Origin of the sequence: Micromonospora fulviviridis, assembly GCF_014648395.1 — a bacterium.
Taxonomy (GTDB): domain Bacteria; phylum Actinomycetota; class Actinomycetes; order Mycobacteriales; family Micromonosporaceae; genus Micromonospora; species Micromonospora fulviviridis.
In genome coordinates this window covers 186,984-201,093 of the sequence record NZ_BMRA01000001.1, presented here as the reverse complement: position 1 = coordinate 201,093, position 14,110 = coordinate 186,984, and the positions used below count along the sequence as shown (strand labels likewise).

Here is a 14,110-nt window from a genome sequence, read left to right as displayed (position 1 = left end):
CGCCGACCTCCTGGAAGTGATCACAGATGCTCACCGGCCTCTTCTCCGCCGCCCTGGCCGACCCCGGGCTGGCCCGGGCGCGTGACCTGGCGCGCTCCGGTGCCGCCCAGGTCGACGGCCTCGACCTCACCGCCCCCGCCGCGCTGCGCCCGTTCGCCGTCGCCGCCGTCGCGGCCGACGAGCCGGCCGGCGGCGCGGGCCGTCCCGTGCTCGCCGTGACGGCCACCACCCGCGAGGCCGACGACCTCGCCGCCGCGCTGGGCAGCCTGCTGCCCCCGGAGCAGGTGGCGGTCTTCCCGTCCTGGGAGACGCTGCCGCACGAACGGCTCTCGCCCCGCTCCGACACCGTCGGGCGGCGGCTGGCCGTGCTGCGCCGGCTGGCCCACCCCGGCTCGGCCGACGCGCACGGGCGCACCGGCCCGCTGCGGGTCGTCGTGGCCCCCGTCCGCTCACTGCTCCAGCCGCAGCTCAAGGGGCTCGGCGACCTGGAGCCGGTGCAGCTCGCCGCCGGCGACGAGGCGGACCTGGAGGAGGTCGCCCGCCGCCTCACCGACATGGCCTACGCCCGGGTCGACCTGGTCACCAAGCGCGGCGAGTACGCCGTGCGCGGCGGCATCCTCGACGTCTTCCCGCCCACCGACGAGCACCCGTCCCGGGTCGAGTTCTGGGGCGACGAGGTGGAGGAGATCCGCACCTTCGCCGTCGCCGACCAGCGCACCATCGAGGGCGTGCCGCAGCTCTGGGCGCCGCCCTGCCGCGAGCTGCTGCTCACCCCCGGCGTGCGCAAGCGGGCCGCCGCGCTCGCGGAGGAGCACCCCGAGCTGGCCGAGATCCTCGACAAGCTGGCCGAGGGCATCCCGGTCGAGGGGATGGAGTCCCTGGCCCCGGCGCTGATCGGTCCCGACTCGATGGAGCTGCTGGTCGACTGCATGCCGGCCGGCACCCACGTGCTGCTCTGCGACCCGGAGCGGATCCGCACCCGGGCGCACGACCTGGTGCGTACCTCCGACGAGTTCCTCCAGGCCAGCTGGGCGGCGGCCGCCGTCGGGGGCCAGGCCCCGGTCGACCTCGGCGCCGCCGCCTTCCGGACCCTGGCCGACGTACGCACGGCGGCCCGCGCCCTGCGTCAGCCCTGGTGGACGCTCGCCCCGTTCGGCCTGGTCGAGGCGGAGGCCGCGCCCGCCCGGCAGCCCTGGGAGGACGAGCCCACCGAGGTCGACGTCACCCCGGACGACGCCATCGCCGTGACCCTGGCCGCCCAGCCCGCGCCGCTCTACCACGGCGAGACCGCCCGGGTGGTCGACGACATCAAGCGCTGGGCCGGCGAGGGCTGGTCGGTCGCGCTGGTCTTCGAGGGGCACGGCCCCGCCCAGCGGGCCGTCGAGGTGCTCCGCGACGCCGGCCTCGGCGCCCGGCTCACCGAGGAGGTGCCGGCCGCGCCCACCCCCGGCGACGTGCTGGTCTCCTGCGGCTGCCTGACCGCCGGCTTCGTCGACGAGGCGTCCCGGTTCGTGCTGCTGACCGGCAACGACGTCACCGGCGGCCGGGGCACCTCCACCCGCGACATGCGCAAGATGCCGAGCCGGCGGCGCAACACCATCGACCCGCTGGAGCTGAAGGCCGGCGACCACGTGGTGCACGAGCAGCACGGCATCGGCCGGTACGTCGAGCTGGTGCAGCGCACGGTCAACGGCGCGAGCCGGGAATACCTGGTCATCGAGTACGCGCCGAGCAAGCGCGGCCAGCCCGGCGACCGCCTCTTCGTCCCCACCGACCAGCTCGACCAGCTCTCCCGCTACGTCGGCGGCGAGCAGCCCACCCTGCACAAGATGGGTGGCTCGGACTGGCAGAAGTCCAAGGCCCGGGCCCGCAAGGCGGTCCGCGAGATCGCCGCGCAGCTGATCCAGCTCTACGCCGCCCGCAAGGCGTCCAAGGGGCACTCGTTCGGCCCGGACACCCCGTGGCAGCGGGAGCTGGAGGACGCCTTCCCCTGGCAGGAGACGCCCGACCAGCTGGCCGCCATCGAGGAGGTCAAGCGGGACATGGAGCAGACCGTCCCCATGGACCGGCTGATCTGCGGCGACGTCGGCTACGGCAAGACCGAGATCGCGGTCCGGGCGGCGTTCAAGGCGGTGCAGGACGGCAAGCAGGTGGCCGTGCTGGTGCCCACCACCCTGCTGGTGCAGCAGCACTACAACACCTTCGCCGAGCGGATGAGCCAGTTCCCGATCACCATCCGGCAGCTCTCCCGGTTCCAGACGCCCAAGGAGACCGAGCGGACGCTGGAGATGGTCGCCGACGGCACCGTCGACGTCGTCATCGGCACCCACCGGCTGCTCCAGTCGGCCACCCGGTTCAAGCAGCTCGGCCTGGTCATCATCGACGAGGAGCAGCGCTTCGGCGTCGAGCACAAGGAGCACCTGAAGACGCTGCGCGCCTCGGTCGACGTGCTGGCCATGTCGGCCACCCCGATCCCGCGCACCCTGGAGATGGCGATCACCGGCATCCGGGAGATGTCCACCATCGCCACCCCGCCCGAGGAGCGGCACCCGGTGCTGACGTTCGTGGGGGCGTACGACGACCGGCAGGTGGCCGCCTCGATCCACCGCGAGCTGCTCCGCGACGGGCAGGTCTTCTACCTGCACAACCGGGTCGAGTCGATCGACCGGGCGGCCCGCCGGATCCGCGAGCTGGTGCCCGAGGCCCGGGTCGCGGTGGCGCACGGCCAGATGGGCGAGGAAGCGCTGGAGAAGGTGATGGTCGGCTTCTGGGAGAAGGAGTTCGACGTCCTGGTCTGCACCACGATCGTGGAGTCCGGCATCGACATCCCCAACGCCAACACCCTCATCGTCGAGCGGGCCGACCTGCTCGGCCTGGCCCAGCTGCACCAGATCCGGGGCCGGGTCGGCCGGGGCCGGGAGCGGGCGTACGCCTACTTCCTCTACCCGCCGGACAAGCCGCTCACGGAGAACGCGCACGAGCGGCTGGCCACCATCGCCCAGCACACCGAGCTGGGCGCCGGCATGTACGTGGCCATGAAGGACCTGGAGATCCGGGGCGCCGGCAACCTGCTCGGCGGCGAGCAGTCCGGGCACATCGAGGGCGTCGGCTTCGACCTCTACGTCCGGATGGTCGGCGAGGCGGTCTCCGCGTTCAAGGGTGAGCACGCGGAGGAGGAGACCGAGGTCAAGGTGGATCTCCCGATCGACGCGCACCTGCCGCACGACTACGTCGGCGTGGAGCGGCTGCGCCTGGAGATGTACCGCAAGCTGGCCGAGGCCCGCGACGAGGAGCGGCTGCGCGAGGTGGTCGCCGAGATGACCGACCGGTACGGCGAGCCGCCCGCGCCCGTGCAGAACCTCGTCGCCGTGGCCCGGTTCCGGCTGCTCGCCCGGCGGTACGGCCTCACCGACGTGTCGATGCAGGGCAAGCACATCCGGTTCGGCCCGCTGCCGCTGCCCGACTCGAAGCAGCTCCGGCTCAAGCGCTACCACCCGGACTCGGTCTACAAGCAGGCGCTCGACCAGGTCAGCGTGCCCCGGCCGAGCACCCGCCGGGTCGGCGGCGAGCCGCTGCGTGACCAGGCGCTGCTGGAGTGGTGCGCCCAGCTCCTCAAGGATGTGCTCGGCGAGCCGGTCGCGGCGCAGCCGGCCGGGGCGGGGGCGCGGTGAGGTGGGCGGCGTCACAGCCGGGCGCCGGCCGTGAGAGAGTGGCCGTCATGCGTGCTCGCCGTCTTGTCGCCGTCGCCAGCGTGGCGGTCGGCCTCGTCGCCCTCACCGGTTGCCGTACCGAGCCCGGGGTCGCCGCCTACATCGGTGACCACCGGGTCACCGAGGACCAGGTCACCTCGATCCTCGACGAGATGCGGGACGGCCTCTCCGCCTCGCCCGCCACCGCGCAGCAGGCCCCCGCGCTGCTGCCGGGCCGGGACCAGGTGGTGGCCACCCTGGTGCTGCTGGACGTGTGCCGGGGCCTCTCCGCCGACAAGGGCTACCAGCCGCAGGGGCAGGTCAGCCCGGCGCAGGTCGCCCAGCAGACGGGCCTGCCGGCCGACGCCGCCTACCCGCAGCGGGTGGCCGAGTTCTACACCTGCCTGTCCGGCGTGCCCGCCGGTGAGCAGGCTGCTCCCGCGCAGGAGGAGATGGCGGCCGTGATCGCGGCGGGTCGCTCCGCCGGCGCCATCCCGCCGGACGTCAGCGACGCGGACGCCGCCGGCCAGCTCGACGGTGCGCAGCTCCGGTCCGCGCTGGCCACCCGCAAGGTGCTCGCCGACGCGATCGGCGGCTACGACGTCTCGGTGAACCCGCGCTACCGCCCGCTGCTCTTCCCGCTGCTCAGCTTCAAGGGCGACGTGGCGGCGGTCTCCGTGCCGCTGGGCGAGTCCGGCTCGGCGGTCACCGAGATCTCCACGCCGGAGCCCGAGTCGACCGAGCCGGGGACGGCCGAGCCGAGCGCGTCGGTGGCGCCCTGAGCATGACCGCGCGCATCGTCCTGCTGGTCACCTCGCCCCGGCTGCCGGCCGGCCTGCTGACCGCGGCCGCCTGGGACGTCGTACGTTCCGCGCCGGTGCTGGCGGGCGCGGAGAGCGAGCTGGCCACGGCGGTCCGGTCGACGGGCGCCGAGGTCAGCGTGGTGACCGAGGGCGCCACGCAGGCGTTGCTCGACGCGGCGGCCGCGCACGGCAGCGCGGTCTGGCTGGCCGGCCCGGCCGGCGACGAGGCGCTCGCCCGCGAGCTGGGGCTGCGGCTGGCCCGCCAACCCGGCCTCGCCGAGCTGGAGCTGATGTACGGCTCGTGGGACCCGCCGGGGGCCCGGCTGCTCGACGCGGTCGAGGTGATGGACCGGCTGGCCTCGCCGGGCGGTGACCCGTGGAAGCGGGCGCAGACCCACCGCAGCCTGGCCGGCTTCCTGCTCGAGGAGTGCTACGAGGCGTACGACGCCATCAGCGCCGACGACACCGACGCGCTCCGCGAGGAGCTGGGCGACGTGCTGCTCCAGGTGCTGCTGCACGCCCGGCTGGCCGAGGACCTGCCGGAGGGGAAGCGCTGGACGGTCGACGACGTGGCCGGCGGCCTGGTCGACAAGATGGTCCGCCGCAACCCGCACGTCTTCTCCGGCGAGCAGGCCGGCTCGATCGAGGAGATCGAGGCGAACTGGGAGCGGATCAAGCGGGCCGAGAAGACCCGCGAGTCGGTGCTGGACGGCATCGCGTTGAGCCAGCCCGCGCTCGCCCTGGCCGCGAAGATCCTGGACCGTGCCGGCCGCATCGGCCTGGCGGTCCCCCCACCGCTGGCGGAATCGCAGGTCGACCCGGAGGCGCGGCTCGGCGCCGGCCTGCTGGCCACGGTCGCCGCCGCGAGGCAGGCCGGCATCGACCCCGAGGCCGCCCTCCGCCGCGCCACCCTGGCGTACGCCGACGCGGTCCGCGCCGCCGAACGCGCCGCCCGCCCGGACGCCCCCGAGCGTTGATCATGAAGTTGGCCGTGCGGAACGCCCGTACGAGCGCGGCTCACCTCATGATCAACGGAAGGTCGGCCGGGGCGCGGGGAGATCGGTAGGGTCGTCGGCATGGAGTCGTTCGTACCGCTCGCCGAGCGGATCGTGGAGGCGTTGCTGGAGAGCCGGCCCGGGCTGGCCACCTCGGCCGGGGACCACCGGTTCGACGACCGGCTGCCCGACCTGTCCGCCGACGCCCTCGCCGCCGACCAGGCGATGCTGAAGGACGCGGCCGACGCGCTCTCCGAGATCGACCCCGACTCGCTCGACGTCGAGGAACGCGTCGACCACGCGCTGCTCAGCAGCATGGTCGATCGCGGGCTGTTCGAGGCGACCGAGATCCGCGGCCACGAGTGGGACCCGCTGCGGCACAACCCGGGCCCGCTGCTGCACGCCCTCATGGCGCGCCCGCACGCGCCGGTCGAGGAGCGGCTGACCCACCTGGCCGGGCGGCTGGCGGCCGTACCCGACGCGCTGGCGACCGCGCGCGCGACGCTGCGTGACATGCCGCGGATCCACGCCGAGACGGCGGTCGGGCAGTTCACCGGCACGGCGGCGCTGATCCGCGACGAGGTGCCCGCGCTGCTCGCCGAGGCGCCCGCGCTGCACGACCGCGTCGAGCCGGCGGCCACCGCGGCGATCGCCGCGCTGGAGGAGTTCGTGGCCTGGCTGCGCATCGGCCTGGCCGCCGACGCCGGCCCGGGGCGCGACCCCCGGCTGGGCCGGCGGCGCTGGGAGGCGCGGCTCTGGCACACCCTCGACACCGAGCTGAGCGCCGCCGAGATCCAGCGTCGCGCCTGGGACAACCTCGACCGGGTCACCGCGGAGATCCGCGCGGCGGCCGTCGAGCTGGTCGGCGGCCCGGCCGACGACGAGACGGTACGCCGGGCGCTGGACCTGCTCGCCGCCGAGCACCCGGACGACGCCACCATCGTCGACCTCGCCTCGGTCACCCTCGACGAGGCAAGCGACTTCGTCCGGGCCCACGACCTGATCAGCCTGGTCGACGACCCGTGCGTGATCCAGGAGATGCCGGAGTTCGCCCGGGGCGTGGCGGTGGCCTACTGCGACTCGCCCGGCCCGCTGGAGACGGCCGACGTGCCGACCTTCTACTGCATCGCGCCCACCCCGGCGGACTGGCCGGCGCAGCGGGTCGAGTCGTTCTACCGCGAGTACAACGACCACATGATCCGCAACCTGACCGTGCACGAGGCGATGCCGGGCCACTTCCTCCAGCTCGCCCACGCCCGCCGGTACGCCGGCCCGACCCGGGTCCGCGCGCTCACCGAGTCCGGGGTGTTCATCGAGGGCTGGGCGGTCTACACCGAGGAGCTGATGGCGGGGCTCGGCTTCGGCGGGCTGCCGGTCCGGCTCCAGCAGCTCAAGATGCAGCTCCGGATGACCATCAACGCGCTGCTCGACCAGCTCGTGCACTGCGAGGACCTGTCCGAGTCCGAGGCCATGGCGCTGATGACGGGGCGTGGCTTCCAGGAGGAGGGCGAGGCGGCCGGCAAGTGGCGGCGGGCGCTGCTCACCTCCACCCAGCTCTCCACCTACTTCGTCGGCTACAGCGAGATGGCCGACATCGCCCGGGCCCGGCCGGACGGGGTGTCGCCGCGCGACTGGCACGACGCCATGCTGGCGCACGACTGCCCGCCGCCCCGCCACCTGCGGACCCTGCTGGGGATCTGACCCCTCAGCGCGACCCGGTGGCGGCGGCCGCGTCGACCAGCCAGCGCGACAGCGAGTACGCCGGCGGCAGCTCGGCCGGCAGCGCGTCCACCGGGAACCAGCGCGCCTCGGTCAGCTCCTTCGGGTCGACCACCGGTTCGGCCGACGGGTCGGCGACGGTGGCGGTGAAGCCGGCGAGCAGGGTGCCCGGCCCGGACATGGCCCAGGGCTGGCTGTCCACGTAGGTGGGTCGGCCGATGGCCAGCCCGACCTCCTCGGCGACCTCCCGACCGGCGGCCGCCTCCAGCGACTCGCCGGCCTCGACGAACCCGGCGACCAGCGCCCAGAGCTCGGTCGGCCCGTACGCGTGCCGGACCAGCAGCAGCTCGTCGGGGCCGCCGGCCCGGCCCGGGCGGGTGATCGCCACCAGCACCGCGACGGAGAGCGGCAGGAACCCGGTCAGCCCGCAGGCGGGGCAGCGCCGCGCGGTCTCGCCCGGTACGTCGGTCAGCTCGGTCCGGCACGCCCCGCACCAGCGGTGCGTACGCCGCCAGGTGACCACCGCGAGCGCCCGCCCGGCCAGGGCGGCGTGCGGTTCGGGCAGGTCGGCGGCGAGGCTCCGCCAGCCGCGCCAGCGGCCCGGCAGCGCCTCGGGGTCGGCGGCCTCGGCCGCCCAGGCCGGCACTCCGTCCAGCGTGCCGACCGGCACCCAGTCGATGCCGGCGGGCAGCTCGCCGACCCGGGGCAACCGCCCGTCGGCGCCGGCCAGCAGCTTCCGCCCGGCCACCGCCAGCGCCAGGTCGTCCGGGTGCGGCGGCCGGCCGTGGTCGGCGGCGGGAAGGAAGCGGGCCGGGCCGGCGCCCGTCGCGCCCGGCTCGTCGGCGTCGTGGGGCGTGCGGGTGCCGGCTCCGCCTGGGCTCACGATGAGGCCGGGCGGCGGTCGGTCACGCCGGCCCCGGCCGGCACCTCGAAGGCGGCCGGCTCGACCGTGTCGGTGTAGCGGCTCAGGGTGACCTCCGCCGGCTTGCCGTCGAGGGCGCCGGTGAAGCTGCCCAGCACCCCCTCGGTGGTCACGCAGGCGGAGAAGCGGTCGCCGGTGCCGGTGACGTCGACGCACGTGGCGTGGTGCCCGGCCAGCGTGGTGTCGCTCTGCACGATGGTCGCGTCGGGGTCGAGTGCCGCCTCGGTGAGCAGCCGGATCACCGCCGGCGGGGTGACCAGGCCGTGCTTGCGCGCCTCGCCGTAGACGACCACCGAGGGTTTGCCGGCGGTCAGCACCGGCGGCGACACCGTGCAGGAGGTGCGCCCGGCCGCGTTCGCGCACCGGGTCACCGCCTCCTGCGTCACCGTGATCTTGCCGTCCGGCCAGGTGTACGAGGAACGCAGCGGCTCCTCGGTCTGCGCGATGGAGGCGGTCCGCCCGCCGCTGAGCTGGTATTCGGCGGCCCAGGTCTGCTCCAGCGCGCGGTCCATCCGGGCGGCGAGGTCGTTGACCAGGTCGGCCCGCCCGAGGGCGACCCCGGTGTCGTCGAGGGCCTGGCAGCCGGTGACCGAGAGCGACGCGATGGCCGAGGCGGCGAGCACGCGGAGAGTCGTCGAGGCGGCGGGCATGGTGCCCAGCCTTGTCGATCGACGCAAGCTCTCGCAAACCCGTTGTCGGTTGAGGCCCGCTAATCCGGGAATGTCCGTGTCGCCCTCCGTGGTGGGCGGCATTCACGTGAGGGTCCGCGTGGGGCGAGGTCCCTCGCGTTCAGTCACCGGGTGCGGCCCCGAGACAGGTACGGGAGGGCGGGGACCGATACGCTGCGTTCAACACCTGCCTCAGCCGCACCGTCGCGGCCCATACCGGACCGGAACACACAAACGAGGAGCGACTCAGTGGCAACCATCGAGGGAATCGTCGCCCGGGAGATCCTGGACTCGCGGGGCAACCCGACGGTCGAGGTCGAGGTCGGGCTCGACGACGGCACGATCGCCCGCGCCGCGGTGCCGTCCGGCGCCTCCACCGGCGCCTTCGAGGCGATCGAGCTGCGCGACGGTGACAAGGACCGCTACCTGGGCAAGGGTGTCGAGAACGCCGTCGCCAACATCGAGGACAAGATCGTCGACCAGCTCATCGGCTACGAGGCCAGCGAGCAGCGGCTGATCGACCAGAAGATGATCGACATCGACGGCACGGACAACAAGGCCGAGCTGGGCGCCAACGCCATCCTGGGCGTCTCGCTGGCCGTGGCGAAGGCGGCCGCGGGCAGCGCCGAGCTGAGCCTCTTCCGCTACCTGGGCGGCCCGAACGCGCACCTGCTCCCGGTGCCGATGATGAACATCCTCAACGGTGGCGCGCACGCCGACTCGAACGTCGACATCCAGGAGTTCATGATCGCGCCGATCGGCGCGCCCACCTTCCGGGACGCGCTCCGCTCCGGCGCCGAGGTCTACCACGCGCTCAAGTCCGTGCTGAAGAAGAAGGACCTGTCGACCGGCCTCGGCGACGAGGGCGGCTTCGCCCCGAACCTGCCGACCAACGCCGCCGCGCTCGACCTGATCGCCGAGGCCGTGGAGAAGGCCGGCTACCGGCTGGGCACCGACATCGTCTTCGCGCTCGACGTGGCCGCCACCGAGTTCTTCGACAACGGCAGCTACACCTTCGAGGGCAGCGCGAAGAGCGCCGAGGAGATGAGCAACTACTACACCAAGCTCGCCGGCGACTACCCGATCGTCTCCATCGAGGACCCGCTCGCCGAGGACGACTGGAGCGGCTGGGCCACCCTCACCGCGGCGCTCGGCGACCGGATCCAGATCGTCGGCGACGACCTGTTCGTGACCAACCCGCAGCGCATCGCCCGGGGCATCACCGAGAAGGCCGCCAACGCGGTGCTCGTGAAGGTCAACCAGATCGGCTCGCTCACCGAGACCCTGGACGCCGTGGACCTGGCCCACCGGGCCGGCTTCAAGTGCATGATGAGCCACCGCTCCGGCGAGACCGAGGACACCACCATCGCCGACCTGGCGGTCGCCACCGGCTGTGGCCAGATCAAGACCGGCGCCCCGGCCCGCTCCGACCGGGTCGCGAAGTACAACCAGCTCCTGCGCATCGAGGAGGAGCTGGCCGACGCGGCGCGGTACGCCGGCGCCGGCGCGTTCCCGCGTTACCGTTCGGCCTGAGCCGAGAGCTCCGGGGGAGGGGTGTGACGATGCAGCAGCGCCGCACACCGGGTGGCCAGCGGCCCGCCCGTCGGCCGGGTCAGGCCGGCCGGCCGGGCGGGGCCCGGGTCCGGTCGACGGTCCGTGACGCCGGCGTCCGCGCCGAGCCGCGCGCCGCCGGCCGGTCGCCCGGCGCCACCCGTGCCACCGAGGGGGTACGCTCCGCGAGCCGCCCGGCGGCGGCCCGGCGTACCGCGGCCGGTGGCTCGGTCAAGCGGCTCACCGCACCCCAACCCCGGCGCTTCACCGGGCGCGCCACCGTGCTCTTCGCGGTGCTGATCGCGCTCGCCCTGGCGTACACCTATCCGATCCGGGTGTACCTGGACACGCAGCGGGACATCGAGCGGATGGAGGCGGCCCAGGCCGACCAGCGCAAGCGGATCGAGCAGCTCTCCGCCGAGGCGGAGAAGTGGCACGATCCGGCGTACATCGAGACGCAGGCTCGGGAGCGGTTCTTCATGGGCCGGCCCGGCGAGACGCTGCTGGTGGTGCTCTCCGACCCGGAGGGGGCCGCCAAGGACGCCGGCAAGGGCGCGAAGCCGGGGCCGCCGAAGCCGCCCGACCCCTGGTACGACACCCTGTGGTCGAGCGTGCAGGCGGCCAACGCCGAGCGCCCCGACAAGTGATCGACAGACGAGAGAGGCACCGTTGAGCGTCGTACCACCGCAGGATCCGGCGGCGGATTCCGTACCCCCGCCGGAGCGCCAGCCGGCCACCGAGGCCGACCTGGCCGCGGTGGCCGCGCAGCTCGGACGCCCGCCCCGCGGCACCCGGGCGGTGGCCCACCGGTGCCCGTGCGGCCTGCCCGACGTGGTGGAGACGACGCCCCGGCTGGCCGACGGCACGCCCTTCCCGACGCTGTTCTACCTGACCTGCCCACGGGCCACCGCGGCGTGCAGCCGGCTGGAGTCCGCCGGGCTCATGAAGGAGATGGCCGAACGGCTCGCCGCCGACCCGGAGCTGGCCGCCCGTTACCGGGCCGCACACGAGGACTACCTGGCCCGCCGGGAGGCGATCGGCGAGGTGCCGGAGATCGCCGGCATCTCGGCCGGCGGCATGCCGGGGCGGGTCAAGTGCCTGCACGTGCACCTCGGGCACGCGCTCGCCGCCGGGCCGGGGGTCAACCCGTTCGGCGACGAGACCCTCGCCCTGGTGGAGAAGTGGTGGGCCGCCGGCCCCTGCGTGGACGTGCCCGCGGCGGAGTGAGATGACCGCCGCCGACGAGATCGTGGTCCGCCGCGCCCGCACCGCCGACGTGCGGGGCATCCGGCGGCTGGTGGACACCTACACGGACGACCGGCGGCTGCTCAGCAAGGCCACCGTCACCCTCTACGAGGACGTGCAGGAGTTCCGGGTGGCGGTCACGCCCGACGGCACGGTGGTCGGCTGCGGCGCGCTGCACGTCATGTGGGAGGACCTGGCCGAGATCCGCACGGTGGCGGTCGACCCGTCCTGCCGGGGGCACAAGATCGGGCACCGGATCGTCGGCGAGCTGATCGACGCGGCCCGCGAGCTGGGCGTCGCCCGGATCTTCGTGCTCACCTTCGAGACCGGCTTCTTCGGCTCGTTCGGCTTCCGCGAGATCGACGGCGCCCCGGTGCCGCAGCCGGTGTTCGAGCAGCTGCTCCGCTCCTACGACGAGGGCGTCGCGGAGTTCCTCGACCTGGAGCGGGTCAAGCCCAACACGCTCGGCAACAGCCGGATGCTGCTGCGCCTCTGACCCGCCTCACGTGCGTCGCGGGTGGGCCGCGAAGAACTCCCAGATCAGGTCGGTGGCGGTGATTCCGGCGTCGGGCGCGGCGAGCTGGCCCGACCGGGCGCCCGGCCAGGAGTGGCCCATCTCGGGGAGGCTCCACACGGTCATGTCGCTGCCGTCGGCGCAGCGCGCGTCGGCCCGGCTCAGGCCCGCCGGGGCGGCCGGCGCCCGTCCCGCCACCGGGCGGCAGCCGAGCCGTCGCTGCCAGGTACGCAGGCCGTCGTGGAAGATGCCGGCATACCGGTCCTGCCCGCCGACGAAGGTGATCACCGAGACCGGCCGCTTCGGCACGTAGCTGTCCGGCTCGGTCAGCGGGCCGCTGTAGCCACCGCTCACCACGCCGATGGCCGCGAACAGGCCGCTGGCCTCCACGGCGAGGCGGAAGCTCAGGTCACCGCCGTTGGAGATGCCGGTCAGGTAGATCCGGTCCGGGTCGGCCCGCCAGGTGTCGACCAGGTGGCCGGTGAGCGTGCGCAGGAAGCCGACGTCGTCCGCGGACCCGCAGCAGATCAGCGCGTTGAAGCCACCGTTGCGCCCGTCCGGGTAGGCGACCAGGAAGTTCTCCCGGTCCGCGCGGGCGTCGAGGTCGGTCAGCTCCCGCATCCCGGCCCCGCTGCCGGGGAAGAAGTGCAGCGCGATGACCAGCGCCGTGGGGCGCCCCGGGTCGTACCCCGGCGGGGCGTGCAGCAGGTAGGTGCGCTCCACATCACCGTGGCGCAGGGTCAGCTCGTGGTCCCCGGCCGCCGGCCGCTCGGCGGGCGCCGTCGGGGCGGCCGGCTCGGCCGTCCCGCCGCACGCCCCGCCCGTCAACGCCAGGACCAGTCCCGCCAGCACCGCGATCGTCCGCCGCACGTCCCGCCCTCCCCGTGGGTCGACCCGGCTCCACCGTCGGTTCCGTGAGCCAGGCCGGTCAACCCTTTCGGTCCTCGCCGAAGCCGGGCACGCTGCTTGCATGCTGCGGCTGCACCTCAGATCGGCGGACCTGTGCCGGGTACGGTTCGTCGACCGCCTGCACCCCGTCGGCACCGCCATGCTGGCCTGCCAGGCGCTGCACGATCCCGCCACCGCCGCCATGGCGCCGGACCTCGTGGCGGCGGCCGGCACGGCGACCTCCGTACGCGGGGTCCGCGCCGCCGCCACGTCACTGCGGCACCTGCTGCCGGCCCGTGGCCGGCTGCCGGACTTCCTCACCCCGTTCGACGGGTTGGACTCGGTGGCCGCCGGCCTCGCGGCGATCCGGTCCACCCCCGCCCGGCGGGTCCGGGAGGAGGTCACGGCCGCCTACGCCGAGGCCGCCGTGACGCCGCTACGGCGCGGGTTCGCCTCCGCCGACCCGGCGGTGCTCGACCTGTTCGGCCGGGCGCTCGACACCTGGTTCGGGGCGGTGCTCGCCCCGCACTGGTCCACCCTGACCACCGTCCACCAGCGGCAGTTGGCCGACGCCGCGCACCGGCTGGCCCGGGGTGGACTGGCCGGCCTCCTCGACGGGCTGCACCCGGCGATCCGGTGGCGGCCACCCGTGCTGGAGGTACGCACCTGGTGGAGCGGGGAGGTGACCGGCACCGGCGAGGGGATGGTGCTGCTCCCGTCGCCGGTGGCCGGCCCGCTGCCCCGGGTCCTGGTCGAACCGGGCCGGCCGGTCCTGCTCGTCTACCCCGCGGCCATGCCGGCGCGGGCCACCGACCCGGCGGCCGACCCGCTCGCCGGGGTGCTGGGCGCCACCCGGGCGGCGGTGCTGCGCCGCCTCGCCGAGCCGGGCCCGCACACCACCACGGCACTCGCCCGGGGCGTCGGGATCGGCCTCTCCACGGCCTCCGAGCACGCCACCGCGCTGCGCGCCGCCGGCCTGCTCACCACCGAGCGCGACGGCGGGGCGGTCCGCCACCGCCTGACCCCGCTCGGCGCCCACCTGCTCGGCCGCCCGGCGGCCGACGACTGATCGGCCGGCGGTCGGGCCGGTCGGCGGCAGTGATCGACTCCAGATCG

General features: G+C 74.6%; 12 protein-coding genes. 9 read left to right on the top strand and 3 right to left on the bottom strand.

Annotated features, from left to right (window positions below):
- The first annotated feature begins 26 nt into the window (after positions 1 to 26).
- The 4 genes from mfd to IEY96_RS00915 all read left to right on the top strand — a co-directional run bounded on the left by mfd (position 27) and on the right by IEY96_RS00915 (position 7,188).
- On the top strand, positions 27 to 3,671 hold the full coding sequence (gene mfd / locus IEY96_RS00930; protein WP_189192896.1) for a transcription-repair coupling factor: 3,645 nt from the start codon (positions 27 to 29) through the stop codon (positions 3,669 to 3,671).
- Between the two features lie 47 nt (positions 3,672 to 3,718).
- Complete coding sequence (locus tag IEY96_RS00925; protein ID WP_189192895.1) at positions 3,719 to 4,471, top strand: hypothetical protein; 753 nt, start codon at positions 3,719 to 3,721, stop codon at positions 4,469 to 4,471.
- Positions 4,472 to 4,473: 2 nt separating this feature from the next.
- Positions 4,474 to 5,469, top strand: a complete 996-nt coding sequence (locus IEY96_RS00920) for a nucleoside triphosphate pyrophosphohydrolase (RefSeq protein ID WP_189192894.1) — start codon at positions 4,474 to 4,476, stop codon at positions 5,467 to 5,469.
- A 99-nt stretch (positions 5,470 to 5,568) separates the two neighbouring features.
- Positions 5,569 to 7,188: a DUF885 domain-containing protein gene (locus IEY96_RS00915; RefSeq protein ID WP_189192893.1), complete on the top strand. Its 1,620-nt coding sequence runs from the start codon at positions 5,569 to 5,571 to the stop codon at positions 7,186 to 7,188.
- 4 nt (positions 7,189 to 7,192) lie between these two features.
- Here the strand turns inward: IEY96_RS00915 and IEY96_RS00910 are convergent, their stop codons facing one another.
- Positions 7,193 to 8,089 carry an NAD(+) diphosphatase gene (locus IEY96_RS00910; protein ID WP_189192892.1) on the bottom strand — a complete coding sequence of 299 codons (897 nt, stop codon included), beginning with the start codon at positions 8,087 to 8,089 and terminating at the stop codon, positions 7,193 to 7,195.
- A complete protein-coding gene (locus tag IEY96_RS00905; RefSeq protein WP_189192891.1) occupies positions 8,086 to 8,778 on the bottom strand; it encodes a hypothetical protein in 693 nt (230 codons plus the stop codon). The genes IEY96_RS00910 and IEY96_RS00905 overlap by 4 nt, the downstream gene beginning before the upstream one ends.
- A gap of 267 nt (positions 8,779 to 9,045) precedes the next feature.
- Here IEY96_RS00905 and eno point away from each other — a divergent pair, with 267 nt between their 5' ends.
- The 4 genes from eno to IEY96_RS00885 are packed head-to-tail and all read left to right on the top strand — an operon-like array spanning position 9,046 to position 12,088.
- Positions 9,046 to 10,329 (top strand): phosphopyruvate hydratase, encoded by a 1,284-nt coding sequence (gene eno, locus IEY96_RS00900; RefSeq protein WP_091313900.1) that lies wholly within the window; start codon positions 9,046 to 9,048, stop codon positions 10,327 to 10,329.
- A gap of 29 nt (positions 10,330 to 10,358) precedes the next feature.
- Complete coding sequence (locus IEY96_RS00895) at positions 10,359 to 10,994, top strand: FtsB family cell division protein (RefSeq protein WP_189192890.1); 636 nt, start codon at positions 10,359 to 10,361, stop codon at positions 10,992 to 10,994.
- Between the two features lie 22 nt (positions 10,995 to 11,016).
- On the top strand, positions 11,017 to 11,574 hold the full coding sequence (locus IEY96_RS00890; RefSeq protein ID WP_189192889.1) for a DUF501 domain-containing protein: 558 nt from the start codon (positions 11,017 to 11,019) through the stop codon (positions 11,572 to 11,574).
- Position 11,575: 1 nt separating this feature from the next.
- Positions 11,576 to 12,088, top strand: coding sequence for an amino-acid N-acetyltransferase (locus IEY96_RS00885; protein WP_189192888.1), 513 nt, complete (start codon positions 11,576 to 11,578; stop codon positions 12,086 to 12,088).
- Positions 12,089 to 12,094: 6 nt separating this feature from the next.
- Here the strand turns inward: IEY96_RS00885 and IEY96_RS00880 are convergent, their stop codons facing one another.
- Positions 12,095 to 12,976, bottom strand: coding sequence for a CE1 family esterase (locus IEY96_RS00880; protein ID WP_229791332.1), 882 nt, complete (start codon positions 12,974 to 12,976; stop codon positions 12,095 to 12,097).
- 100 nt (positions 12,977 to 13,076) lie between these two features.
- Here IEY96_RS00880 and IEY96_RS00875 point away from each other — a divergent pair, with 100 nt between their 5' ends.
- On the top strand, positions 13,077 to 14,063 hold the full coding sequence (locus IEY96_RS00875) for an ArsR/SmtB family transcription factor (protein ID WP_189192887.1): 987 nt from the start codon (positions 13,077 to 13,079) through the stop codon (positions 14,061 to 14,063).
- The last annotated feature ends 47 nt before the right edge of the window (positions 14,064 to 14,110 follow it).

Bases quoted from the DNA above. Each gene is read 5' to 3' on its own strand.
- mfd (WP_189192896.1), top strand. From the start codon at position 27: ATGCTCACCGGCCTCTTCTCCGCCGCCCTGGCCGACCCCGGGCTGGCC.
- IEY96_RS00925 (WP_189192895.1), top strand. From the start codon at position 3,719: ATGCGTGCTCGCCGTCTTGTCGCCGTCGCCAGCGTGGCGGTCGGCCTC.
- IEY96_RS00920 (WP_189192894.1), top strand. From the start codon at position 4,474: ATGACCGCGCGCATCGTCCTGCTGGTCACCTCGCCCCGGCTGCCGGCC.
- IEY96_RS00915 (WP_189192893.1), top strand. From the start codon at position 5,569: ATGGAGTCGTTCGTACCGCTCGCCGAGCGGATCGTGGAGGCGTTGCTG.
- IEY96_RS00905 (WP_189192891.1), bottom strand. From the start codon at position 8,778: ATGCCCGCCGCCTCGACGACTCTCCGCGTGCTCGCCGCCTCGGCCATC.
- IEY96_RS00895 (WP_189192890.1), top strand. From the start codon at position 10,359: ATGCAGCAGCGCCGCACACCGGGTGGCCAGCGGCCCGCCCGTCGGCCG.
- IEY96_RS00885 (WP_189192888.1), top strand. From the start codon at position 11,576: ATGACCGCCGCCGACGAGATCGTGGTCCGCCGCGCCCGCACCGCCGAC.
- IEY96_RS00875 (WP_189192887.1), top strand. From the start codon at position 13,077: ATGCTGCGGCTGCACCTCAGATCGGCGGACCTGTGCCGGGTACGGTTC.